This is a genomic window from Candidatus Borrelia fainii, assembly GCF_027925085.1.
In the GTDB taxonomy this organism is placed as follows: Bacteria; Spirochaetota; Spirochaetia; order Borreliales; family Borreliaceae; genus Borrelia; species Borrelia turicatae.
Genome location: NZ_AP027070.1, coordinates 526,386 through 550,571, shown reverse-complemented (window position 1 = coordinate 550,571; position 24,186 = coordinate 526,386). Strand labels below are relative to the sequence as shown.

Below are 24,186 nucleotides of genomic sequence, written 5' to 3'. Positions count from 1 at the left end.
AACCTAAGTTTTATTAATTAATTCCTCTTCCTTTTCTGTTAAAGGAATTTGATTGCCATTATCATCATAAATTGATAAATCAAAACCAAGTCCTCTTAGTTCTTGCATTAAAACATTGAAAGATTCAGGAATTCCAGAAACATTGGTAGGAATACCTTTAACAATATTCTCATATATTTTAACTCTACCTGACATATCATCTGATTTTACTGTTAAGAGCTCTTGAAGAGTATAAGCAGCTCCATAAGCTTCAAGTGCCCAAACTTCCATCTCTCCAAGTCTTTGACCACCAAATTGTGCCTTTCCTCCAAGAGGTTGTTGAGACACAAGTGAATAAGGACCTGTAGATCTTGCATGCATTTTATCGTCAACAAGGTGATGCAGCTTAAGCATATATATAATTCCAACCATTACCTCATTCTCAAATGGCTCCCCTGTATACCCATCATATAAAATTGCTTTTGATGTTTCATTAAATCCGGCTTTTTTCAACTTTTCTTGAATACATTCATTTGTAGCAGATTCAAACACAGGAACATCATAATACTCACTAAGATATTTACCGGCAAGACCAAGTTGAGATTCCATTAATTGTCCAATATTCATACGAGACGGTACTCCTAAAGGATTTAGACATATATCAAGAGGGGTTCCATCTGCAAGATATGGCATATCTTCAACAGGAAGGATCTTTGCAACTACACCCTTATTTCCATGTCTTCCTGCCATTTTATCACCCTCTTTAAGTCTCCTTTTCTTGGCAACATAAACCTTTAATATTTCGTCAACACCAGGTGGAAGATTACCAACATCATCCTTAGTAATTCTTTGAACATCAATTACAGTACCCTCAGTACCATGGGGTACTTTAAGTGAATTATTCTTAACATCTTTAGCCTTTTCACCAAAAATAGATGTTAAAAGCTTAAATTCAGGAGTAATGTCTCCCTCTGATTTTGGTGTAACCTTACCAATCAAGATATCACCCGGCTTTACATAAGTACCTATCCGTACAATTCCATTTTCATCAAGCTTATTTAATATCTTTCCACTAACATTGGGAATATCAGCTGTAACTTTCTCAGGCCCAAGCTTAGTTTCCCTTACCTCAATACTAAATTCTTTAATATGAATTGAAGTGTAAAGATCTTCCTTTACAATTCTCTCCGAGATTAATATAGCATCTTCATAATTGAACCCATTCCAAGGGATAAAACCAACCAACAAATTGTTCCCAAGGGCCAGTTCTCCATATCTAGTAGCAGGACCATCAGCTATTATTTCATCCTTATTAACTACTTGACCTTCCTTAATTAAAACTGAATGGTTAAAAGAAGTGTCCTGATTTGTCCTTTCATATTTTGCAAGTTCATATTCATCTAAATCATGCTCATCATCAGCATTATCAGGTCTGATAACTATTCTCTTGCTCGTTGCTAATACAACGGTACCCGATCTTTTTGCCTTAATAACAACACCAGAATCCTTTGCAACTATTCGCTCCATACCAGTACCAACAATAGGGGGTTGTGGAAATAACAAAGGAACTGCTTGACGTTGCATATTTGAACCCATAAGGGCACGGTTTGCATCATTATGCTCAAGAAAAGGGATTAATGCCGAAGAAACAGAAATTAACTGTCTAGGTGAAACATCCATATAATCAATATTCTTAGGAATCATTGTAGTATAATCACCAGAAACTCTAACAGAAATTAAATCATCAATATAATTATTCTCAGTATTAACAGCCGCATTTGCCTGAGCAATACATTTTTTCTCTTCATCAATTGCAGACAAATACTCGATCTCATCAGTAACCTTGCCATTAACTACTTTTCTATAAGGGGTTTCTAGGAATCCATAATCATTCACCTTTGCATACGTAGCTAAAGAAACAATAAGACCAATATTTGGTCCCTCAGGAGTTTCAATAGGACACATTCTACCATAATGGGTATAATGCACATCCCTTACTTCAAAACCTGCACGATCCCTTGAGAGTCCTCCGGGACCTAAAGCATTAAGACGCCTTTTATGCGTCAATTCAGCTAAAGGATTAACCTGATCCATAAATTGTGAAAGTTGACTAGTTGCAAAAAATTCTTTAACAGCAGAAACAATAGGCTTAACACTTATTAATTCTTGGGGTTTAAGATTAAACACTTCTTTATTAGACATTCTATCTTTTGCAATTTTCTCCACTCTTGACATTGCGCCTTTATATATATTTGTAAGCAATTCACCAACAGAACGAACTCTTCTATTTCCAAGATGATCAATGTCATCAAGAACATCATGCCCATCATATATTCTTAAAATATGAGATATCGTATTTACTATATCTGTCATAGTAAGAACTGAGGTCGTTAAGTCATTAATACCAAACTTTTTAGAAAGCTTATATCGCCCTACATGCCCAAGATCATATCTCTTTTCTGAAAAAAACACAGTTCTTAAATCATTCTCAGCATTATCAATGGATATTGGCTCTCCAGGTAAAAGCACACTATAAACCGCAAGCATCACAGATTCTCTTGAAAGCTCCTTAAAGCCATCCTTTAAAGAAAAATAAGCATCTTCCTTTTCGAAACAGTTCAAAATAACGTCGGAACTGATAAAATGTTTCCCAGGAACACTATCATATCCATCAAAATCAATAAGGTCTATTTCTTTTACCCCATTTTGCAAGAAATCTTCAATATCTTGCAAAGTTATTTTATCACCTGCACGATAAGTCATATTTTCTTTTATGGTAATGTTTACTGCTAAATATTGCCCTGTAATTTCTCTTTTAATATCTTCATTTACTTCAATTTTTTTAATCTTATAAAAAGTTTCAATTATCTTTTCTCTAGTATCAAGACCTAAAGCTCTTAAGAAAAGAGTAACAAGTATTCTTTTTTTTCTGTCTATCTTAACATAAAGGTAATCTTTTTTTGAGTCGAGCTCAAATTCCAACCAAGAACCACGATAAGGAATAATACGAGCATAATATAAGTCTTTTTCCTTGTAAAAAACAACTCCAGGAGATCTATGAATCTGCGATACAATTACTCTCTCAGCACCATTAACAATAAAAGTCCCTCTATCAGTCATTAAAGGAATAGTCCCCATATAGACATCTTTTTGTCTTATCTCTCCTGTTGTTAGAAACTGCAAATTTAATCTTATCTTTAAAACAGCCTCATAACTTTGGCCCTTTCTTTTGCATTCTTTTTCAGTAAAACTAAGAGAATCATATTCAACATAGTATTTCTCATATTCAAGCGCAACTTCACCATTGCTATTTTTCATAGGAAAAACATCCCTAAACACAGATTCAAGGCCTTCATTGAGCAAAGGTTTATTATTCTTTAATCTATCAAGCTGCAAAAATTTTTCATAAGAATTCAATTGTATTTCTATTAAATTAGGTAAGTCTAAGATTTCTTCGGCTTTTCCTTGTCCTAGATGAACCCTTTTTATCATTAAAAGACTCCTTTTTTAAGACACAATAAACCACATGCCACTAAAATGACATGTGGAATAACAAATCTGGCATATTTTTAATGTTTTATTTAATTTCAACTTTTGCACCAACTGCTTCTAGTTTCTTCTTTATATCCTCAGCATCTGCTTTTGAAACACCTTCCTTAACTGCCTTAGGTGCAGCTTCAACTAAAGCTTTAGCCTCTCCAAGTCCAAGTCCAGTAACAGCTCTTACTTCTTTAATAACGTTAATTTTACTATCTCCAAAAGACATAAGCATTACATCAAATTCAGTTTGTTCTTCAACATCACCTGCAGCAGGACCAGATCCAGCAGCAACAGCAACTGCAGCAGCAGTAACTCCAAATTTTTCCTCAATAGCTGTTATAAGCTCAACAATTTCAGATGTCTTGGCTTCCTCAAGCCATTTTAAAATATCTTCTTTACTTAGTGCCATATTAACTTAACTCCTTTCTTTTACATTATTTCAAACAGTGATAGCATGCACTGTATTAAGACTAACACTGTTTTGATTAAACTTTAACATCTTTAATATCAGACAAAGCTTTTAAAGTTCTTGCAAATTTTGAAATTGGTGCTTTAATCACATTCATAAATAAAGAAATAGATTCCTTTTTAGTAGGAAGTTTACTATACGCATTAAGTTTAGCCTCATCATAAACCTCTCCTAAAACAACTCCCCCCTTAACTTTTAAAGAGCTAGTTTTAACAAACTCATAAAAAATTTTTGCAATTACATTAGCCTCATCAACAGCGGTAACAACAGCTGTTGGTCCTAAAAGATAAGAATCAAGACCTTCCATATGTTTATCTTTTAAAACTCGCTTCATTATATTGTTTTTTACAACCTTTAATTCGCCTTTCTCATTTTCAACTCTATTTCTCAACTCAGTAAGCGTTGCTACTGTCAAACCCCTGTAATCTAGAAAAAAAACATTATCCTTACCATCTAAAAACTCTTTCAACAAATTAAACATTTCAACCTTTTTAGGATTTATCTTTGCATGCATAATTCAACTCCTAAACAAAATCAATCTTCACAGAAGGTCCCATAGTAGATGACATATAAACACTATCTACAAAAGTACCTTTTAAATCGCTTGGGCGTCTTTTAAGTAATTCCTTAATAAATTCATCATAATTTTCCTTCACCTTACTGTTATCCATAGAATACTTACCAACAGAAAAATTAATAACACCATTTTTATTTGCCCTAAACTCTGTACGCCCCTTCTTAAGACTAGCTATTGTACCCTTTAAATCATTTGTAATTGTTTGTGTCTTAGGATTTGGCATTAAACCTCTCTTACCCAAGATAGGACCAAGCTTCCCCACATCCTTCATCATATCAGGTGTTGCAACAACAACATCAAAATCACTAAAACCACCTTTAACCTTATTAATCAGATCATCATCTCCAACATAAGCAGCACCAGCTTCCCTTGCTTCCTCAGCTTTATCACCCTTTGCAAAAACAAGTATTCGCTTTTCTTTCATAAATTGATTTGGCAAAACAACTATATCTCTAACTGTATGATTTTTCTTTAAATTGAGATTAACAGACACATCTATAGTTTCATCAAATTTAACAAATTTGATCTCTTTTAATAAAGAGATTGCATCATCTATGCTGTAAGATTTAAGCTTATCTACCTTAGATAGAGCCTGCATATATTTTTTTCCACTCTTAGCCATTATTTTTCCACCTCTACACCCATAGAACGAGCACTGCCTGCAATGATTTTAAACGCAGCAAGTTCAGTTTTTGCATTTAAATCAGGCATTTTAACCCTTGCAATTTCCATTAATTTTTCTTTTGATATAGTTCCAACCTTTTCTGTATTTGATTTTTTAGAACCTGTCTCTATACCAACAGCCTTCTTAATTAAAACCGAAGCCGGGGGAGTTTTTACAATAAATGAAAAACTCTTATCAACATAAACAGTAATAATAACAGGAACGATAATCCCTGGCTCCATTTTGGATGTTCTCTCATTAAACTCCTTAACAAACTGAGGCCCACTAACACCATGGGGTCCAAGGGCTTGACCTATTTTAGCTCCTGGAGCAGCTTGAGCAGCTGGAACTTGAAGCTTAATCCAAGCAACTTCTCTTTTTTTCTTAGACATAAACAACTCCTTATGGTAATAACGCCTTTAAGCTCCCATTAATATACTAATTATTAAATTTTCTCTATATGCTGAAAATCAACCTCAACAGGAGTTGATCTCCCAAAAATTTGAACTGCAACCTTCAATTTCTTTTTTTCATAATCGATAGATCCAATAACACCCTCAAAAGAATCAAAAGGACCTCCTTTAATTCTAACTCTCTCACCCTCTTCAAAATCATAAAGCATAAAAATAGATTTATCTGCCTTAATCTCTCCAGCAAGCATAAAAACACTCTTAACTTCTTCATCACTAATTGGAAAAGGTTTTTGCTCTTTATTAGTACCAACAAAATTAACAACACCGGGTATCTTAATAATATTAACTACAGTGCTTTTCCACTCCTGTTCGGGCAGATCTAACTCAATAAGAATATAGCCCGGCCAAATTTTTTTCTCCCGTATCCGTTTTTTCCCGTTTTTTATCTCTTCTACCCTTTCAATAGGGGCCTTAACATCTAAAACATTACTACCAAAAACGCCCTCACTGATCAAAAGTTTTATCTCTTGTTCTACCTTCCTTTCATACTGAGAAAAAGTCTGTAACACATACCAGGCCCTGGACATAATCTTTCCTTAAAATACATAAGTTATAGCAAGATACATGATATAATCTACTATACCTAAAAAAATAGAAATAAAAACAACTAACCAAAAAACCTGTTTTCCGCTGCCTATTACCTCACCATACTTGGGCCATGTTATTTTTTTAAGTTCCAAAACACTCTCTTTAACAAATTTAAACATTTAAAAGCCTCTCTTTAACAATACAGATAACAGGCCAGGAGGGACTCGAACCCCCAACATACGGTTTTGGAGACCGACGTTCTGCCCTTGAACTACTGACCTATCACTTTAATTATTTTATTTTACCTTCTTTATGAAGAGTATGTTTCCTGAGAATTGGACAATACTTCATTAATTCTAATTTTTCTTGTTTATTACGCCTATTTTTAGTAGTCGTATAATTTCTAATTCCTGTTTCCTCACATACTAAAGCTATAAGCTCAACAGCACCTTTACCTTTCTTTTTGCCCATAATGACACTCCTGACCACAAAAAGCCCTCAATCGGACTTGAACCGATGACCTCCACCTTACCATGGTGATGCTCTACCACCTGAGCTATAAGGGCATTACTTCCCTTTATAATAAACTCTTATACCATGTTAATTTATTATCTTAAAAAAGACAAGCCCCCCAAATTATATTTTCAAGACCCTTATTTAATAACAACAAGCTTACCTTTTCTTAAAAGATTAACATTGTTTTTATTTGAAAATATCTTATTAATAGAATACTTATCAAGTATGATATCTGAATGATTTTTACCATAAACTCCTTTAGCAATTAACCTTAAAGGATAATTTCCAACTCTATCTTTATTTTTATAAGAGATGTCATTCGTATATTCAAGCATCCCCCACTTCCTAAGTGCATCTGGCTCAACCATTTTTTTATCAAAATAAAGCTTAATATTTTCATCATAAATCTTAATAAAAAAAGCATCCGTTAATTTTACAACACCACCTGAGGAAAATTGATAATCATCACCAGCATAAATAATAATTCCAGTATAAACAAATTGATCAATACTTGTATTTACCAATGGATAAAAAGCCATATAAGGCTTACTATGAGCTATAAATAAGTTCACAAAATCAGGAAAAAGACAAAGCTCATACCTAATAGTTATGCTTTTTAAATCTTCCGAATATTTCGTATATCCTCTCTTCAAAATGCTATCAAGTCCTGAAAAATAAAGTATTAAATGGGGATCAAAATCAAAATAATCCTTAAAAGTATTATCAGAATCAATTATCATTTCAAAAAGAGACTGCCTTATTAAAGTATCCTTAAAATCATTAACACTAAACACTAATCTAGACGTGGAATCAAGCCCAACTCTGCCAAATTTATCTTCATCTACCGGTTTAATAATATCAAAATAAATGATCTTTGTATCCCAATCAATTGTTCTCCTTATGCTAGACTTAGATAAAGAATCATTTACAATAGAGACATTAGAATAAAATAAAAATAAAAAACTTAAAAGGCTATTTAGTAAATTCACAATTAAAACTCCCTACTTTTTCCCCAAATAAACACCTATCCAAGCCCAACCATTATTAATTTCTGGATCTTTTGGATAAGAAATTTTTTTAAAGACAAAATACCATTCCCAAATGTACTCCCAACCACTAGATCCAAGATAAGATATATCATCACTAGAATCAGCTTCAAAACTACTTGCAAACTGTATTCCATTCTTTCTCCTACTTCCAAGTTTAATCATCGTTGTCAAAAAACTGTTTGTGTTAATTGAATTGCTTTTACCACCCCTTTGATCCCAACTTTGAATAAAAAAATTATGTTTATCCCTTATACTCAATAATTTTGTGGTATTCCCAGAAAAAATATATCTTTTAACATCTTGAATCAAGTCATTTAAATTTCTATAAATTATAAAATCCGGATTATTATAATAATTGATCTTAGTAATCACACCAGAATAATCTATTGAATCTATTCTTAAGTCTGATCTTGGTATTGAAAGCAATTTATTATAATAAAAATACGCCTCATCATAATTTTGAATACTCTCTAAACTTAAAGCAAGGTTGTAATAATAATTACCCCTATCTGCATTAGTAAGACTTTCTGCGTTATCATCAAGCAATAGCTTATAATAACGTATTTTGTGCCCAGCTTCAATATTTAAATTGATAACTCTTTTTGCAATATCTAATTTTACAGAGCTATTTTCATAAATGTAATCATCAAAATTATCAACAACATATCTATAATAGGTAAAAGCCACTAAGTCTTCCCTAATAGAAGAATATATATTACCCATCAAATAAAAATATAAAGGATAATATTCTCTACTCTCATCATGAGCAATTTCTTGATTTACAGATCTTAAAGCATCTTGATAGTCTTTATTGCGCACATGAATGTCGACTATCCTATCAACAATAAGAAATCTATCTAAACCTTTTTTACTTGACTCTTCTAAAAGATCTAAGAGACTTTGAATTTCGCTCTGCTTAATCTTACAACAGCTAAAAACCAGCATTAGTCCAAACGCTTGAATTAATAACTTCATTACTTTTATTATATAATAAAGGTCATGTATAACAAAACACATCTTAAAGTCAATAAAAACTATCAGGATTTTAACATGAATAAAAAATTAATTTATATCTTATTGCCAATATTATTTCTATCTTGCTTTAATAAAAACAACAAATATGGTGTTGTCCTAGACTCAAAAAATAGAGAAAAATTGCCAAATGGATCACTTGTCAAAATAGAAGATGCTAATCAAGAGAAAAAAACAGTAACAATAAACTATAATGGAATAAAATTTATCGTACATAAATTTACGATAGAAGAGTTTCAAACAAAAAAAGAAGCAGAAAACTTCAAGCTAAGTATTCAACCATACGTAAACAAATATGCCATAAGTAAAAAAGATCTCTTACCCTTAAGAAAATCTCCAGACAGTTATAGAGAAAACATAATATATAGAATTTCGAAAGAAGCTATATTGAAAATCATACACATCGGGAAAGAAACAGAAGCAGGCTCACTTAAAGGGAAATGGTTATATGTCTTGACAAAAAATGGACACAAAGGTTATGTTTTTGATTATGCACTTGAGGTTTTCGATAATATTACAGGCACAATACTTACAAGTCCACTAGATCAAGTCTCACAAAATAACATAATCAATACATTTAACAACATTAAATACTTAAGACCACTTTACTATGAAAAAATGATCGCCTATAACACTTATAACACTAACTTATTAAGAGAAGAGTATGGGTTATTTTTTACTCCCAAAAATGAGATAAAAATCAATATACCCGAATTAAAATTACATTTCAAATTCGATATTGTTGAGGAAGTAAAACCTAATGGGTTTTTATTTAGATCTAAAACTTCAAAGGAAGATTTTATTCTCTTAACAAAAGAAACTCAAAATTACTACAAGTCAATCATAAAAGCTAAAGAACATAATTTTGAGTCAAAATTCGTTATTATTGAACAAAATATCGAAAAAATTATCCTTGAATCAAAAAAACAAAATCAAAATCTAATAAATAGATTAATATCTTATGGAACATTAATAAATACACAATACGGAAATATTGAATTTAAAAGCGATCAAACTTTCGTTTGGAAAGTAGATAAAAAAATTTATAATTTTCCAAGTTCTGGAACATTTGAAATAATAGGAATTAGTCCAAATTTACAAATTTCATATAAAAAAGCTATCAAATTAATGACTAAGGAAGGAGAAAAATATTTTTGTCTACTAGACTATACAGACAATGCCTTACAACTCGTATTTGTATCCCCTAAAAATGTTAAAGACGATTTAATACTAATTGATGACAAGGATAAAATTGCAGTTATACTGTTTAATAATGCTCAGTCTAATCAAGATATAATTAAAAAACAATCTCAGGAAACTATTTAAAAGTAAAAATCAATGAAAATAATGTTCATATTATTATTAACACCATTTATTACATTCTTAAATGCAAATGAAAACATAAAAATAATAAAAGAATTATCAAAAACAATTTATAATCTTAGCAATAAAGAATATGAAATAGATAAAGCAAAGCTAGACAATTTCATAGAGTCAATAGACCTAAATAATAACAATATTTTAAAAGAGTTACAAAAAATAAAAAACGATTTTCTAATCACATCTGTATACTTCCAAAATATAAAGGGTACTTTAATAGCCCTAAATCTCTCAGCAGAAGTAAATTTTCAATACAAAATATCTCCGCTATCAATTTCAATAATCAATAATGATTTTCAGACTACCAAAACATTAATAGACTACGGAATTAAAATCAACCAAATAGACGAAACAGAATATCCATCAATATTTTGGGCAATATACCTAAACAATGAAAAAATATTTAATCTTTTAAAAGAAAAAGGAGCCGACTTAAGCCTTACTCTCGAAAATGGAAAAACACCTATACAAGCTGCAATAGAAATTGAAAATATTAATTTAATCGAGATACTACTTAAAAAAAATGCTTATATTAAAGATAAATACAAAAAAAAAATTAAAAACTTAAAAAACAAAAATATAAAAAATATCCTAAAAAAGTACAAAATAATATAAAATAATTAGTACTCACTTGACATTTTAATATTTTTATCTTTCTCAAAAAGCTCCCTATATACAAAAGATTTCTTACTAAGCTCCTCTTTTAAATCTTTAGAAAAAGGGGCATTGCGCCACATTATTCCACGAACCATCTTCTCAATTTTTTGAATTCCCTTGCTTTCTTTATCTAACCAAAGAAAATAATCATCCAAAAAGAAATTTTTAACATTGCCTTTCTTAATAAATCTAGAATAGTATTCATAATATTGACCCGTTATCCCTGTTTCCATCCACCTAAAAGATGCTTGATCTTTTGCAAGTTCCCAAAAAAAATCTCCAATACCTAAAATGATAGCTTTTCTTAAATCTTTAGCATACATAGGTATTAATATTTTACCTCGTCCCTTAGCTCGATTTTTAATATCAACAGGCTCCCAGCAAATTCCCCTCTCACCATAAGATGGTATTAATATAAAATAAGGAACAATCCTTAATAAATCTCCTTTATAATTTTTATAAAAAATTCTAGGCTGAATATTTTCAACTTCTTTAACAAGCTGAATGACTCTTTCCCTACTACCAAAAAACTGAGGATCTGCAATCACATTATTTTTAAATAATATTGGAAAGTGATTACCCCTAGGACCAATAGTAAGCTTATTAGCTTCCATTAAAGATCCAATCTCTTCAACTGCAATAGCAGAAGAATTAGGCATCTCAATTTCTTGAATTTTATCTTTAATCTCAAGAAGCTCCTTATTTGCCTTCTCAATTTGAGACATTAAAGATACAATCTCCTTGTTAGTTTTTATAAGCTTATCAATGTAATGAGAAGCAAGATTTAAAGGTTTTAAAATATCATCAGAATAAATTTTGCTTACTATACATTCATTTGTAAATATTTCATTATTAGATGACGTCTCAACAAATAAAAATTTAAACATACTCTTTAGATTAGCAATAGATTCAGTCATTACTTTATCACTTTTATTAAGCGTACTATTTGCAAAATCAATATTGGCCAAAAGCTTTTCTCGCTTATTAAACAATATCCTCTTAATGTCGTCATCTTTAATGCTTCTCATCGATTCATCGGTCGCAAGCTTTCTTAATTTCAATTCATTAACGCCATAAATCCATTCATCAAAATAGATAAATGGTTCATTATAATTATTATCCCAAATGGTTCTGGAAATTAAAGACTTAAGTTTACTGCCAAGAGCATTTGGAAGAAGGGCAGCAAATCTCAATAAAACTTTCTGTTCAATTGTCAAATTTAAAATATTTTCAGCTATTGATTTTAAAAATTCCCAATAAGTATTAATTATTTGTCTATATTTGGCAACCCTGTCACCTTCTTGCACTGACTGTGGACTTAAATAATCTAACAACGCTTTATGAAGCCTAAAACCAATATCCTTGTCACTTGAAATAAGATTTTTGTAATAATCATCCGTAAAGAAATTTTTATCATGTTCTTCTAACGAATTAATTTCTGGTAACTTTGAATTCAAATCTGTACTGACTAATTCAGGATACTTATACAAAAACTTTCCTCTCCAAAATCGGATTTACTTATATGTTTTAATAATAAATAATATTACCAAAGTTTATATTTACCAAAAAATCTAGTAAGATTTATTATGCTATAAATACTATTTTTCAAACTCGCAAAGGAACAATTTATGAATACAAAAGTAAAATTTTCTTTAATTATACCTATTGGAATATTGCTTGGATTATTTTTTCCCTCTGGAGCTTATAACACACTTTCACACATTTTTATAAGATTAGCCTATCTCTCCTTAATTCCTTTTTTAATATTCTCAATCCCACTTGGCATAGAAAACATTATTGAAAATAAAAAATTCAAAAAATTATTTGGAAAAACAATCTATTACGGAATCTTAGTTAACATTATAGGGATAATTATATCAATTGTAGTTGCAACAATATATTTACCACAAAGAATACCAACATTAGACAAAAATATTCAAAATATATATACATTTGATCAAACAGCATTTCTTGAAACATTTTTCCCAAAAAATATTTTTATAATACTTACAAATAACAATCCAAATCTTTTAAGTATTTATATTATATCAATAATTATTGGTGCTAGTTTTTATTACGCAAAACAGAAGGGAAGAATTGCTAGAGAACTTATTTTAAGCTTTTCAAATCTTTTTTATCATGCAAATGGGATAGTTGTTAAAATATTACACTTCGGGATTATTTTTATTACAGCAGCATATACTACTAACTTAAAAAATTTTAAAAATTATCAATACTACATAGACAGCATAATTTTTTTATCATTATGGACAATCATTATTATCCTAATAATAATTCCAATGATTAGCTATCGATTAACCAAAAATTTTAAATTATCATATAAAAATATACTAATATCCATCCAAAATATAATATTTGCGGGTTTAACAATGGATGTTTATGCCCCTTATTCTATTTTAATAGAAGATATTAAAAACGAAAGAATAAATATAAAAAAATCGATAATCACAAACATACCAATAATTAACTTTATCTCTAAATCTGGAACAATTTTTATTTCAACAATTTCATTTTTTATTATTTTAAAATCTTACTCTAGCTTGCCTATATCAATTTACGAAATAAGTTATATAAGCACATTAGCATTTCTTTTTATTTTCGCGTTTCCACATATACCAAACAATTTAATTTATATAATTACAATGCTATGCTCAACTTATACAAAAGGAATTGAACTTAACTACTCTAACATAATCCCAATACTTCCAATTTTAACATCTCTAGCTTTAATGATCGATTTCACCTCCAACATTGCAATAATACAAATAATAGATTTAAACGAATTAAAAGATACCTAATGTTTAGTTTTTAAATAAACTAAACATTAATAAGATCTTGCAAATAAAACAAGATGCTTGGCTGCTGTATTGCAATAAATACAAGTTAGATTATTTAAAGGTCTATTTCGAAAGTCTTCAGGAATGCATCGTATTGTAGCTTTTGTATCATTTTTAATACTCTCTTCACACACTTCATTCCCACACCATGAAGAGAGTACAAATCCTAAATGCTCATTGATATAAGTCTTAAAAGTATCATAACTATTTTCTTTAAACCCAATAATTTCTTTGGTATGCAAATTTCTAAATTTTAATGCTCTATTAAATAATTCACATTGCATAGTTTCAAGCTCATGTCTAATTTTCAATGGCAACTCTTTAACTGATACTTGATACTTAGAGCTTTTATCTTGATCCCTTCTTGCAACAGTGACACAGTTCATAAGAATATCATTAAAACCTATCTCAATTCGTATTGGAATTCCTTTAAGTTCCACAGCAGCAAATCTAAATCCTGGCGAATTTTTGACATCTCTATCAAGCTCAACTCTAAACTTTGCTTCTTTTAAAATATTAAAAATAGTAGTAGAATACTCAAGAATTTTTTTATTAGCCTCATCATCTCTTTTAAAAATAGGAACAATAATAATTTCAATTGGTGCTATTTTTGGTGGCAATATTAACCCCTTACTATCAGAATGAACCATAATCAATGCCCCAATTAACCTAGTCGAAACTCCCCAACTAGTAGCAAAAACATAATCCATCTCACCTTTCTTATTTTGGAACTTAACATCAAAAGCCTTAGCAAAATTTAATCCCAAATAATGAGATGTTCCTGCTTGTAAAGCTTTTTTATCTTGCATTAATGCTTCAATTGTGTAAGTAGACACAGCACCTGCAAATTTTTCCCTTTCTGTTTTTTGTCCACAAAATACAGGAATAGCTAAGTAATCTTCAATAAATCGTTTATAAATGTTTAAAATAAACAAAGTCTCTTCCAAAGCTTCTCCAGCAGTTTCATGTGCAGTATGACCTTCTTGCCATAAAAATTCAGTAGTACGAAGGAACGGTCTTGTCCTTTTTTCCCAACGAATAATATTTGCCCATTGATTTATTTTAACAGGCAAATCTCTATAAGATTTTATCCATTTGCTATACATGTTCCAAATAATTGTCTCAGAAGTGGGTCTTAAAACCAAAGGCTCTGCTAATTCTTCACCACCAGCAGTTGTTACAACAGCAAATTCCGGTGAGAATCCCTTAACATGTTCTTTTTCTCTCTCCAAAAACTCATAAGGAATAAGCAATGGAAAATATGCATTCTTATGCCCTGTCTCTTTAAATTTATTATCAAGTATGCTCTTAATTTGCTCCCAAATAGCATATCCATAAGGCATAATAACCATACAACCTTTAACAGAACTGTAATCAACAAGTTTTGCCTTGTGTACTATATCTAAGTACCACTTAGAAAAGTCCTCTTCCTTTGAAGAAATAAAATTACCCATAAACCTCACCCTTTTTAAAAATTTTGAAAAATCCATCATTATAGACAAAATGTCGTTAATTTATAAAATAAAAAGAGATTTTTTGCTCTTAAAGGCAAACCGTATTGTTTCTTATACTAATTATCCAAATCAATGCTATTTAGCTCTCTAATATGAATATCGTAATCCTTAACTAACAAAAAAATAGTAAAATTACCAAATAAAGATCATATATTAAAATGTATCTTTAAAAACCATGCGAAAGAGCAAAGAGTAGCCTTATCAACCTACAAATCAAATCTATACTTAAATTTATATTTATCTTAAAAATATGTCAAATATATTTTTATATATAAATCTTTGCTCTAATATTTATTTTTATAAGTTGCAAAAATATGTTTGTATTTCACAATAGATGTTTGAAAGAAATGTGTAAAAAATATTTATGAGTTTAAACTTGACGTTATACCAAAAATTGACATCAATTAAAATAAATCCAATTTTTATGACTCAAAATCATTAAAACACGTTGAGATAAAAAAATTTTTTATATTTTATGAAATATAATTTTAAAAATTGTGCACATTGAATCGAACATAAGTTGAGGGAGAATTTATGAAGACAATATTAAAACTGATTATGATTTTTTTAACAAGTTTATCTGTTGCTACAACAATTGATACATCAAATCTTAACAAGATATTAAATAAGCAACAAACCCAATTTAAATCATTTGGAATAGGGTTTGGAATTGGGAACCCTATCACTAATATCATAATTAATTTCCCATATGTAGACATAGATATTGGATATGGGGGCTTCAATGGATTACATCCTGACAATTTCATACCTTATATTGTTCTTGGAACTGATATCCTATTTAAAGAAGAAATTTATCAAAGTATGATGCTTACCGGTGGGCTTGGCATAGGTATCGACTTATCTCAAATAAAACCAAACGAACAAAATACTTCAAACATAAAACAAGAAAATATTCAAGACAAACAAGAAAAATTTTCAATAGCCTCATCTAACAATAGGCTAGGAATTGTGTTTAGACTTCCTATTATACTAGAATACAGTGTTTTGACAAATGTTGTAATAGGTTTCAAAGCTATAACAACATTTGGTGGAACAATGATATTTGAACCCACATCAATGGAAGGAATAAGATTTGGATTTTTTGGTTTTGGATTCATAAAAATATATATTTAAAGGAAAATTGATGAAAAACAATACTCAAAAAATATTTATATTATTGTTAATATTTAACTTACACCATTTTGCGTTCTCTAAATCTAATAATAATTATTCCATCAGATGCAAACAAGAAGATGACGGAAAAACCTGCATTACAAATGATAAAACTACCCTTGAAAAACCTAAACCTATCCTTGAAGAACCTAAATCGCACATTATCACAAATTTTTACGCAATGAAAAAGGAAAAAAATCCTTACTCATTTGCAGCGGGAATAGGAACTGGAAATCCTCTTATCAATCTTTTAATCTCAGTTCCATATGTAGACATAGATATTGGATATGGTAGTTTTTTATACTTTAATCCTACTAATTTTAAGCCTTACAATTTAATTGCCATCGATCTAATTTTTAAACAACAAATAGGAAAATATTTAATAGTTGGAGGAGGCTTTGGAATTGGAACAGACTGGTCCCAAGCAAATTTAACTCCCCCTGGAACTACACAACCTTCTCCTTATGATAGGATAGGAATAGTAACTAGATTACCTTTATCAATAGAACATAAAATTGTAAAAAATTTATCATTAGGATTTAAAGTTTATCCTACACTTGGTCCAACAATATTTCTTACAAAACCAAAAATAATATTTGAAGGGATAAGATTTAAATTCTTCGCAATCGGGTTTATTAAAGTTCTCATGTAAATGATAGTTTCTTACTAAAGCTAAAGAACCAACTTCTCATTATAAAGAGAGTGCAATAAAAATTTCTCCATTTCCACAAATTAATAATTTTTCACCACTATTCCCTATAAATACGCTTTCACCCCTCTTAAGACAAATCCCATTATTAATCCAAATTTCTCCATTCATAACTAATAATATCATTACACCATCCCTTTTAAAGCAGATCTCTTCATTTATGTTTCTTTGAAATAAACTTAAATTAGTATCTGGAAGCTTAAATACATTAAAACCATCAATTTCCTTACCCCTCAATAATGAAAATACTCCCTCTTCAAATCTACCAACCTTAAGCATCTCATCTTTGTCAATATATTTAGCAGTATGACCTGCCCTAATCACATTGTCAGAATTAGTCATAAGTTCAAGACAATCACCCTGAAGATAAGCATGAACTTCTTGACTCTCTGTATACATCACTTCACCTGGACTTAATTTAAAAATACACATCCCTAAAAATACCAAAAGACCAATATCTGCCCCATAAATCTTATAAATTTCATTAAACCAATAAGCTCTAAAATCATTTATGAAACCTAAATTTTTTTTCACTCGACTAACAGCATCCTCAATTTCAAACCTTTGCAAACCAAATATAATTTTCATAAATTCTTTATGAGTTGAAAAATGAAAATCTAATTTCAATTTTTTATATATACTCTTAATTTCAAAAAGAGGAAGAAATCCCTTAAGAGCATAAAAATCACTTAATGCATAAACAAGTTCTATCTTTGGATTTTTATCCTTATAAATTCGCTTAAAATTATTAATATCTATACCCTTATCATTCTCAAGTTCAAAGCCTTGTAAAGCAATATCTTTTGAAGGATGTATTTGAATTGATAAAGGTTTTTGAGCTGAGAGAACTTTAAATAAAAATGATAATTCACTATCACATCCCAAAAGCTCTTTATGATTTTCTAAAAAATCATAAAGAGAAACATACTGATCATCAACTAATATTTTACTAGAAAATGTCTTATGTGCTCCAAGCCACATCTCAGCTTTAGGCAACCCATCTTCTCTCTTTCCCAAAAGAGAAGGGATGAAACTAGTTCCACCCCCAATCATATTCCTTAATTTCATTCTTCATCAAAAATATATTATCAGCTCTCATTTAGATTACTTTATTTTTAAAGATTTTAAAAAAACAACCAAACTTGTTGCAACGGCAACACCAACAGCTATTGCAATAATAAAGCCCAATTTGTTATCAACAACAGGAAGAACTATTGGGCATCCATGCGGAGCATGATCTGCAACACCCAAAAATGCCGCAATGATACTTGCAACCGCACCTCCAAGCACTATTGAAGGTAATACTCTTGCCGGATCACTAGCAGCAAAAGGAATAGCACCTTCACTAATACCAATAAACGAAATTAAAAACGATATTTTGCCAGATTCTCGCTCTTCCTCTTCAAATAATTTAGGCATAATTAAAGTAGCAAGTCCCATAGCCATAGGAGGAACAGGAATAGCTGATGCAACCATACCCATTATTTGTGGAACTTGGGGAATCATACCAACACCAAAAAGGAATGCAACTTTATTAAAAGGCCCTCCCATATCAATTGCTACCATAGTACCAAGTATTAATCCAAGAAATAATTTCCCTATAATACCATGAGTTTCTGAATTATTTTGAAGAGATTTAAGGCCATTTTCAAGCAAGCCCATGAATTGACCAATATAACCACCTCCATAAATCATGAAAAATCCAACAATAACAGTACTTATTAACGGAATTACAAATATAGGCATTACAGGTCTAAGCCATTCAGGAATTTTTCTCTTTGCTATCCATTTAGCAATAAAACCCGCCATAAACCCTACAAATATTGCCCCTAAAATCCTGCTTTAACATCTCTGGCAAGCACACCCCCCCCACAAGACCTGGTGCAAGACCTGGCTTATCTGCTATTGCCATAGCAATAAACCCCGAAAGTATTGGCAACATCATACCAAAAGCCACACCACCAATATCTGTAATTGTTTTATAAAAAGGATACTTATCAAAATTTGGACCATTAGAACCAATCCCTGCCAAGGATATACCAAGCGCTATTAAAATACCACCACTTGCCACGATTGGAATCATAGGAGAGACACCACTCATTAAATACTTATAAAAACCAGTTCTACTACTACCAGACTTATCTTTAAGAGAATGAACATTTTTATAATTCAATATGGGAGCACTAAATGCTTCTTTAATAACATTTTCTACATTGTTGATAACCTTTGCAGTTGAAACCTTATAAACTCTCTTGCCATCAAATCTTTTTTCATCAACATCCTTATCTACTGCAAGTATTATAACATCAGCGTCTTTAATATCTGTCTCTGTTAAAGGATTATCAATACCAATAGAACCTTGGGTCTCAACTTTAAGGATGTACCCTTGTCTCTTAGCCTCAAATTCAAGCTTTTTAGCAGCAATATACGTATGAGCAATTCCCACAGGACAAGCACAAACAGCCACTATTTTTTCTAATTTAGAAACACTTGCAATATTATCTGTAGATGACCTCTCAACATTTTCTATATAAGAATAAATTTCATCGGCACTCTTCATAACTTTCAACATATTTTTAAAATCATCACTCTCAAATAATTTGGCTATGAAAGCTATAGACTTAATGTGATCATTACCTTGCTGACTTTTTGACATGCAAATTAAAAATATTAAATTAACAGGGGGATTATCATCAGACCATTTTATGCCATCGCCTTTTATGTAAAGCAATGAAATAAAACTTGATTTAACAACATTTCCTATAAAATGTGGAATAGCAACTCCATTTTCCCAAGATGTATTACCAATATTTTCTCTCTCAAGTAAGCCCTGAAGGAACCTTGTTTTATCATGTGTATAACCTCTTTTATTTACTTGATCAACTAAAAAATTAATTGCTTCTTCCTTGGAATTTATTTTAGCAGATATAAAAATAAGCTCCTTTTTTAAAAAATTTAAAAACATAACCTTAAACCTCCTAAGTACTTACATTAATTCTATCATAATACAAACATTAAACACCGATTCCCTCCTTTTCTTTATTTTCAAATTATTTTATATTATTTAAATGAATTTAATTATGAAAAAACTAATCAATTTTTGCTTTTTATTGCTATGTGCCAGCTTATATTCTTCAAATAATGAAGGACACAAAAAAGATGAAATAAATAATAAAAAAGGTATATTATTAAAAGAAAAATCAATTAATAATGAAAATGATTTTTTCTCAGTAAAGAGAGGACCGATCTATTCAACAGGAACAGGACTTGGAATAGGATTTTTTCTAAATTCAAAAGTCAATCACATAATATTTAGACCTTATTACATATTTGCCATCAACAATTTTGATTTTCTGGCTGTTTGTATGATCCTAATGATTCAAGAATATAACATCTCTAAAAAAGTTAAATATTCAAGATCTTACATTGGCACAGGAATAAACTGGCATATCATAAATTTGTCTAAAAAAATGAAATATTTATCTTCTACCATGGGTATTGGGGGACGACTTTACCTTTCAACAAACTTAATAGGGGATTTCAAATTTTATGACAAATTACCTTATGTAATAGAACCATATATATTTTTTGAATTCTCTACAAACAAAGCTACACCTTACTTAAACATATATTCAAAAATTGAGTGTTTATTTCTTGATACATTCAATATTTCTTTTGATTTCGGAATCAGATATAATATTAAAAATAGCAAAGAGGTAAACTCATGAAAAAAAAACTAAAAATCTTATTCTGTTTTTACATATTAATCTTATTGAGCTTTTTATTCTTATATCAAAATCCTAAAATATTAGAAAACATAAAAGAAATAGCCTCCAATTATTTAAGCAAACTAAAAGATAAAATTTACAAACCTGAAATCCCAACTGAATTAAAAGAAGAATACCTCTTACCAAAAGGATATCTTACTACCCAAGTGATACATAGAAAATACTACTCTTTAGGGTATGCTGAGAGTGCAAGACAATCAGAATGGGTAGCTTACCAATTAAAAAGAGAAATGGTTGAATTAGCTTTAACCTTGCTTAGAGAAAAAAAAATAACGAGAAGTAAAAATTTCTTTGAAGACCAAGATATTAAGGGAATTGCTCCCAAACTAAGTGATTACCTAAAAAGCGGATATGATAGAGGGCATATCGTCAGTTCCGCTGATATGTCTTTTTCTAAAGATGCAATGCTAGATACCTACTTTCTCTCAAACATATCTCCTCAACAAAGAGAATTTAACTCAGGAATCTGGCTCAAACTTGAACGATTAGTTAGAAAATGGGCTATCTTAAAAGAAAAGATTTATATTGTTAGTGCAGGAATTTTAACAGAAAATAAAGGATTTATTGGAAAGAATAAAATTCTAGTCCCAAAAGATTTTTATAAAATAGTACTATCATTAAACAATAATGACTCTTATGATATATTGGCTTTTATTATTCCAAATGAAAAAGCTCAAGACTTAGAACTTAAAAATTACGTTGTAAACGTTAATTTAATTGAAGAAAAAACTAAAATAGATTTCTTTGCAAAACTTGATGCTGAAATAAAAAAAATAATTAAAATGAAAATAGACATACGTTCTTGGAAATTCAGATGAAAACACTATCTGCAAAATTAAATATTTTCCTGTTAACAACCCTTGTCTTAGGAATAATTATTATATCAATATTCATGTATTATATAAACTTTAATATAAACTTCTATACCTATATTATTAAAATTTATAATAAGAATTTATTGATTTTGGCCAATAAATTCTTTATTTTCAGCGTTGGAATCATAGGATCTATTTGGACATACATCAACTATAAAAGAACAAATAATATACAATTTGTATTCTTTTATTGTTTCATTCTTTCATATATACTTGAACCTATTTCAATTTTTAAATATTATTTTTTAAGTAATATATTAAGCCTAGAATTTTATTATTTTATGAAATTTTATCACTTAATAACCGTATTTTCATTACTAAATTTATTCTTCTTAAGCCTATATATATGTGATTTTCAAATAAAATCAATAACCTACACTATTTACTTAATTTTCACTTTTTCAATGGTCTATAACTCCTTAGTCCCTATTAATGCATATGAACACACAAAGGATTTTCTCTCTCCAACAGCAAACAATAGATTTTATGTTTATTTATTTTTATTACTAATACCTATAAACTTTTTAGTATCATACTTAAGGAAAAAAAACCTAAGCTACTTTTTACTTTTTATATCAATATCACTAATAGTATCAGGAATTTATCTCAATTTTATAGAAATAACCTATGCATTCATCCCAATCTCAATAGGAGTATCAATGTATTTAAAAGAATCAGGAAAAGTTTTCTTCTATTGGCTATAAAACTTAAGCAATCAATACAAAAGATAAAGTCGCTACACTTACAGGCAAAAATAAATTATCGTATTTTTCAAAATCAAAAAGCTCCACAAGCACAGCTCCCATCCCAACAATTGATGCTATTATAAAGTTCGGAAAAAAGTAATAACAAACAATAAAAGCAACCAAAAAAACAGCAACACTACCTGAGAATGTTTTATTATTTACAAGTTTAAAAGATGGAATTAGTTTACCAACAAGACTTGCAAGACCATCTCCAAGACATGCAGAAAATATCCCAATATAACTAAAAGGCTTATCTATAAGAAAATAAGTACAAAAAATACTTACTACCAAAAATATTGGAGAGAGAGAGATTTTATACGAAGATACCTCTCTAGACTTTATTATTATTTCTGATATACCTCTTAAAAAAAATAAATTTATTTCCATGATTCTAAATATTTCTAAAATTAAATATGCAAACATAAAAAATAGACTAGATACAAGACCTATCCAAAAATTTAACTTATAAAACAATAAAAATACTAAAGTAGCAACATGAAAAAATTTTCTATAAAGCTCATATTTAATATTTTCGTTATGAAAAACTTGATCAAACATTAATTAACTTCCCTTAAAATAATATTAAACTTCAAAAAAGAATTTGCTTTTATAACGTTACCAATACTTCTCTCTCCATAAGCAAGATTTGGTGGAATTATTACTACTCTCTCCTCTCCTTCACACATATCTAATAACATTAAGTCCCAACCTTCAATCACTTGACCACTCCCAACCACAAACTCTATTGGCTTTTCTTTGTCAATTGAACTGTCAAATTTTACTCCACTTAGTAAAAATCCCTCATAGTCTACTTTCACAATATTGCCACTCTTAACATTTTTGCCATTTCCTTGTTTATTTATCTTATAGAAGATACCACTTTTATCTTTTTGAAAATCTTTGTAATCTTTGTCAATTATTTCAAGCTGAGAAGTCATGTATTTTTTAACCTCATCTATCTTTTTTGCCTCATAACTTTTTTTTAATTTTAAAAATTCTTCATTGTCAACTTTAAAAGCTTTTGCATCCTCACCAACACGAACAATTCTTATTCGCTCTATTTTATCTCCTTGACGTATACTACGAACCGTATCCATTCCCGAAACTACCTTACCAAAAATTGAATGCTTAAGATCAAGATAAGTAAGATTATCTGCAAGAGTAATAAAAAACTGACTCCCATTGGTATCAGGACCTGAATTAGCCATAGAAACAATTCCTGGTTCATTATGACTCAAATTTTTGTTTAATTCATCGGGAAAAACATAACCAGGCCCTCCAGTACCCGTTCCTGTAGGATCTCCTGTTTGAATAACAAATCCATCAATAACCCTAAAAAAAATAATATTTTCAAAATAAGGCCGACTTGTAACAGAATTTTTAATAGTACCTTCACTAAGACCAATAAAATTCATGACTGTTAAAGGTGCAATTTTATAGTAAAGTTCAATCTCTATATTTCCTTTATTTGTATCAATTGATGCAAATATTCCTTTTTTTTCCACTAAATATTTCCTTTTGCTATCACAAGTTATTAGCATTAAAATCAATAAAAAATATAATAAACATCTCTTCACAAATATATTCCCTAAATTAATATTTAAATCAATCTATTAGTCCTAATTATACAATTTTTGTGAAAAAATTGTATAATTAATT

At 29.7% G+C, this 24,186-nt stretch carries 22 protein-coding genes, 2 tRNA genes and 2 pseudogenes; 8 read left to right on the top strand and 18 right to left on the bottom strand.

Going from position 1 to position 24,186, the window contains the following annotated elements:
• Positions 1–3: 3 nt before the first annotated feature.
• The 12 genes from rpoB to QMG63_RS02485 form a co-directional block, all read right to left on the bottom strand.
• The gene (rpoB, locus tag QMG63_RS02540) at positions 4–3,471 is read right to left on the bottom strand and encodes a DNA-directed RNA polymerase subunit beta (protein ID WP_281861436.1); all 3,468 of its coding nucleotides are present in this window, start codon (positions 3,469–3,471) and stop codon (positions 4–6) included.
• Positions 3,472–3,556: 85 nt separating this feature from the next.
• On the bottom strand, positions 3,557–3,928 hold the full coding sequence (rplL, locus tag QMG63_RS02535; protein ID WP_281861434.1) for a 50S ribosomal protein L7/L12: 372 nt from the start codon (positions 3,926–3,928) through the stop codon (positions 3,557–3,559).
• A gap of 76 nt (positions 3,929–4,004) precedes the next feature.
• Complete coding sequence (gene rplJ, locus QMG63_RS02530) at positions 4,005–4,502, bottom strand: 50S ribosomal protein L10 (protein ID WP_281861432.1); 498 nt, start codon at positions 4,500–4,502, stop codon at positions 4,005–4,007.
• A gap of 10 nt (positions 4,503–4,512) precedes the next feature.
• Positions 4,513–5,187 carry a 50S ribosomal protein L1 gene (rplA, locus tag QMG63_RS02525; RefSeq protein ID WP_281861430.1) on the bottom strand — a complete coding sequence of 225 codons (675 nt, stop codon included), beginning with the start codon at positions 5,185–5,187 and terminating at the stop codon, positions 4,513–4,515.
• On the bottom strand, positions 5,187–5,621 hold the full coding sequence (gene rplK, locus QMG63_RS02520; RefSeq protein WP_281861428.1) for a 50S ribosomal protein L11: 435 nt from the start codon (positions 5,619–5,621) through the stop codon (positions 5,187–5,189). The genes rplA and rplK overlap by 1 nt, the downstream gene beginning before the upstream one ends.
• A 53-nt stretch (positions 5,622–5,674) precedes the next feature.
• Positions 5,675–6,229, bottom strand: a complete 555-nt coding sequence (gene nusG / locus QMG63_RS02515; RefSeq protein ID WP_281861427.1) for a transcription termination/antitermination protein NusG — start codon at positions 6,227–6,229, stop codon at positions 5,675–5,677.
• 9 nt (positions 6,230–6,238) lie between these two features.
• Complete coding sequence (gene secE / locus QMG63_RS02510; RefSeq protein WP_011772344.1) at positions 6,239–6,409, bottom strand: preprotein translocase subunit SecE; 171 nt, start codon at positions 6,407–6,409, stop codon at positions 6,239–6,241.
• Positions 6,410–6,439: 30 nt separating this feature from the next.
• Positions 6,440–6,511: transfer RNA gene (locus QMG63_RS02505), tRNA-Trp, on the bottom strand.
• Between the two features lie 10 nt (positions 6,512–6,521).
• Positions 6,522–6,701 carry a 50S ribosomal protein L33 gene (gene rpmG, locus QMG63_RS02500; RefSeq protein WP_011772345.1) on the bottom strand — a complete coding sequence of 60 codons (180 nt, stop codon included), beginning with the start codon at positions 6,699–6,701 and terminating at the stop codon, positions 6,522–6,524.
• 22 nt (positions 6,702–6,723) lie between these two features.
• A tRNA-Thr gene (locus QMG63_RS02495) sits at positions 6,724–6,796 on the bottom strand.
• A gap of 87 nt (positions 6,797–6,883) precedes the next feature.
• Complete coding sequence (locus QMG63_RS02490) at positions 6,884–7,735, bottom strand: hypothetical protein (RefSeq protein ID WP_281861423.1); 852 nt, start codon at positions 7,733–7,735, stop codon at positions 6,884–6,886.
• A gap of 12 nt (positions 7,736–7,747) precedes the next feature.
• A complete protein-coding gene (locus tag QMG63_RS02485; RefSeq protein WP_281861422.1) occupies positions 7,748–8,770 on the bottom strand; it encodes a tetratricopeptide repeat protein in 1,023 nt (340 codons plus the stop codon).
• A 75-nt stretch (positions 8,771–8,845) separates the two neighbouring features.
• Here QMG63_RS02485 and QMG63_RS02480 point away from each other — a divergent pair, with 75 nt between their 5' ends.
• Both QMG63_RS02480 and QMG63_RS02475 read left to right on the top strand, forming a co-directional pair.
• Positions 8,846–10,153 carry a hypothetical protein gene (locus QMG63_RS02480; RefSeq protein WP_281861420.1) on the top strand — a complete coding sequence of 436 codons (1,308 nt, stop codon included), beginning with the start codon at positions 8,846–8,848 and terminating at the stop codon, positions 10,151–10,153.
• A gap of 12 nt (positions 10,154–10,165) precedes the next feature.
• Positions 10,166–10,822, top strand: coding sequence for an ankyrin repeat domain-containing protein (locus QMG63_RS02475; RefSeq protein WP_281861418.1), 657 nt, complete (start codon positions 10,166–10,168; stop codon positions 10,820–10,822).
• A 5-nt stretch (positions 10,823–10,827) separates the two neighbouring features.
• Here the strand turns inward: QMG63_RS02475 and QMG63_RS02470 are convergent, their stop codons facing one another.
• Entirely contained in the window at positions 10,828–12,354 is a 1,527-nt protein-coding gene (locus tag QMG63_RS02470; protein WP_281861416.1) for a hypothetical protein, read from the bottom strand.
• Positions 12,355–12,492: 138 nt separating this feature from the next.
• On the opposite strand from QMG63_RS02470, the gene QMG63_RS02465 reads away from it, so the two are divergent.
• Positions 12,493–13,683, top strand: a complete 1,191-nt coding sequence (locus QMG63_RS02465; RefSeq protein WP_281861415.1) for a dicarboxylate/amino acid:cation symporter — start codon at positions 12,493–12,495, stop codon at positions 13,681–13,683.
• A gap of 26 nt (positions 13,684–13,709) precedes the next feature.
• On the opposite strand, the gene proS is transcribed toward QMG63_RS02465, so the two are convergent.
• Positions 13,710–15,176, bottom strand: a complete 1,467-nt coding sequence (gene proS, locus QMG63_RS02460; RefSeq protein ID WP_281861413.1) for a proline--tRNA ligase — start codon at positions 15,174–15,176, stop codon at positions 13,710–13,712.
• Between the two features lie 594 nt (positions 15,177–15,770).
• On the opposite strand from proS, the gene QMG63_RS02455 reads away from it, so the two are divergent.
• Together QMG63_RS02455 and QMG63_RS02450 are read left to right on the top strand one after the other, a co-directional pair.
• Positions 15,771–16,370, top strand: coding sequence for a BAPKO_0422 family outer member beta-barrel protein (locus tag QMG63_RS02455; protein WP_281861411.1), 600 nt, complete (start codon positions 15,771–15,773; stop codon positions 16,368–16,370).
• A gap of 10 nt (positions 16,371–16,380) precedes the next feature.
• Positions 16,381–17,061, top strand: a complete 681-nt coding sequence (locus QMG63_RS02450) for a DUF3996 domain-containing protein (RefSeq protein WP_281861410.1) — start codon at positions 16,381–16,383, stop codon at positions 17,059–17,061.
• Positions 17,062–17,100: 39 nt separating this feature from the next.
• On the opposite strand, the pseudogene manA reads toward QMG63_RS02450, so the two are convergent.
• Together manA and QMG63_RS05745 are read right to left on the bottom strand one after the other, a co-directional pair.
• A pseudogene (gene manA / locus QMG63_RS02445) lies at positions 17,101–18,217 on the bottom strand (mannose-6-phosphate isomerase, class I).
• Positions 18,218–18,222: 5 nt separating this feature from the next.
• Positions 18,223–20,083 (bottom strand): annotated as a pseudogene (locus QMG63_RS05745) (fructose-specific PTS transporter subunit EIIC).
• Between the two features lie 115 nt (positions 20,084–20,198).
• Between QMG63_RS05745 and QMG63_RS02430 the strand changes: the two are divergent.
• The 3 genes from QMG63_RS02430 to QMG63_RS05715 are packed head-to-tail and all read left to right on the top strand — an operon-like array spanning position 20,199 to position 22,485.
• The gene (locus QMG63_RS02430; protein ID WP_281861404.1) at positions 20,199–20,846 is read left to right on the top strand and encodes a hypothetical protein; all 648 of its coding nucleotides are present in this window, start codon (positions 20,199–20,201) and stop codon (positions 20,844–20,846) included.
• The gene (locus QMG63_RS02425) at positions 20,843–21,724 is read left to right on the top strand and encodes a DNA/RNA non-specific endonuclease (RefSeq protein ID WP_281861402.1); all 882 of its coding nucleotides are present in this window, start codon (positions 20,843–20,845) and stop codon (positions 21,722–21,724) included. Before QMG63_RS02430 ends, QMG63_RS02425 begins: the two co-directional genes overlap by 4 nt.
• On the top strand, positions 21,721–22,485 hold the full coding sequence (locus tag QMG63_RS05715; protein ID WP_345741248.1) for a hypothetical protein: 765 nt from the start codon (positions 21,721–21,723) through the stop codon (positions 22,483–22,485). The genes QMG63_RS02425 and QMG63_RS05715 overlap by 4 nt, the downstream gene beginning before the upstream one ends.
• Before the next feature lie 3 nt (positions 22,486–22,488).
• Here QMG63_RS05715 and QMG63_RS02420 read toward each other — a convergent pair whose 3' ends face one another.
• Positions 22,489–23,085, bottom strand: a complete 597-nt coding sequence (locus tag QMG63_RS02420; protein ID WP_281861400.1) for a diacylglycerol/polyprenol kinase family protein — start codon at positions 23,083–23,085, stop codon at positions 22,489–22,491.
• Positions 23,085–24,032, bottom strand: coding sequence for a peptidylprolyl isomerase (locus tag QMG63_RS02415; RefSeq protein WP_281861398.1), 948 nt, complete (start codon positions 24,030–24,032; stop codon positions 23,085–23,087). The genes QMG63_RS02420 and QMG63_RS02415 overlap by 1 nt, the downstream gene beginning before the upstream one ends.
• Positions 24,033–24,186: the final 154 nt, after the last annotated feature.

Coding starts and splice junctions, on each gene's coding strand:
- rpoB (WP_281861436.1), bottom strand. CDS start 3,471: ATGATAAAAAGGGTTCATCTAGGACAAGGAAAAGCCGAAGAAATCTTA.
- rplL (WP_281861434.1), bottom strand. CDS start 3,928: ATGGCACTAAGTAAAGAAGATATTTTAAAATGGCTTGAGGAAGCCAAG.
- rplJ (WP_281861432.1), bottom strand. CDS start 4,502: ATGCATGCAAAGATAAATCCTAAAAAGGTTGAAATGTTTAATTTGTTG.
- rplA (WP_281861430.1), bottom strand. CDS start 5,187: ATGGCTAAGAGTGGAAAAAAATATATGCAGGCTCTATCTAAGGTAGAT.
- rplK (WP_281861428.1), bottom strand. CDS start 5,621: ATGTCTAAGAAAAAAAGAGAAGTTGCTTGGATTAAGCTTCAAGTTCCA.
- nusG (WP_281861427.1), bottom strand. CDS start 6,229: ATGTCCAGGGCCTGGTATGTGTTACAGACTTTTTCTCAGTATGAAAGG.
- secE (WP_011772344.1), bottom strand. CDS start 6,409: ATGTTTAAATTTGTTAAAGAGAGTGTTTTGGAACTTAAAAAAATAACA.
- rpmG (WP_011772345.1), bottom strand. CDS start 6,701: ATGGGCAAAAAGAAAGGTAAAGGTGCTGTTGAGCTTATAGCTTTAGTA.
- QMG63_RS02485 (WP_281861422.1), bottom strand. CDS start 8,770: ATGAAGTTATTAATTCAAGCGTTTGGACTAATGCTGGTTTTTAGCTGT.
- QMG63_RS02480 (WP_281861420.1), top strand. CDS start 8,846: ATGAATAAAAAATTAATTTATATCTTATTGCCAATATTATTTCTATCT.
- QMG63_RS02475 (WP_281861418.1), top strand. CDS start 10,166: ATGAAAATAATGTTCATATTATTATTAACACCATTTATTACATTCTTA.
- QMG63_RS02465 (WP_281861415.1), top strand. CDS start 12,493: ATGAATACAAAAGTAAAATTTTCTTTAATTATACCTATTGGAATATTG.
- proS (WP_281861413.1), bottom strand. CDS start 15,176: ATGGGTAATTTTATTTCTTCAAAGGAAGAGGACTTTTCTAAGTGGTAC.
- QMG63_RS02455 (WP_281861411.1), top strand. CDS start 15,771: ATGAAGACAATATTAAAACTGATTATGATTTTTTTAACAAGTTTATCT.
- QMG63_RS02450 (WP_281861410.1), top strand. CDS start 16,381: ATGAAAAACAATACTCAAAAAATATTTATATTATTGTTAATATTTAAC.
- QMG63_RS02430 (WP_281861404.1), top strand. CDS start 20,199: ATGAAAAAACTAATCAATTTTTGCTTTTTATTGCTATGTGCCAGCTTA.
- QMG63_RS02425 (WP_281861402.1), top strand. CDS start 20,843: ATGAAAAAAAAACTAAAAATCTTATTCTGTTTTTACATATTAATCTTA.
- QMG63_RS05715 (WP_345741248.1), top strand. CDS start 21,721: ATGAAAACACTATCTGCAAAATTAAATATTTTCCTGTTAACAACCCTT.
- QMG63_RS02420 (WP_281861400.1), bottom strand. CDS start 23,085: ATGTTTGATCAAGTTTTTCATAACGAAAATATTAAATATGAGCTTTAT.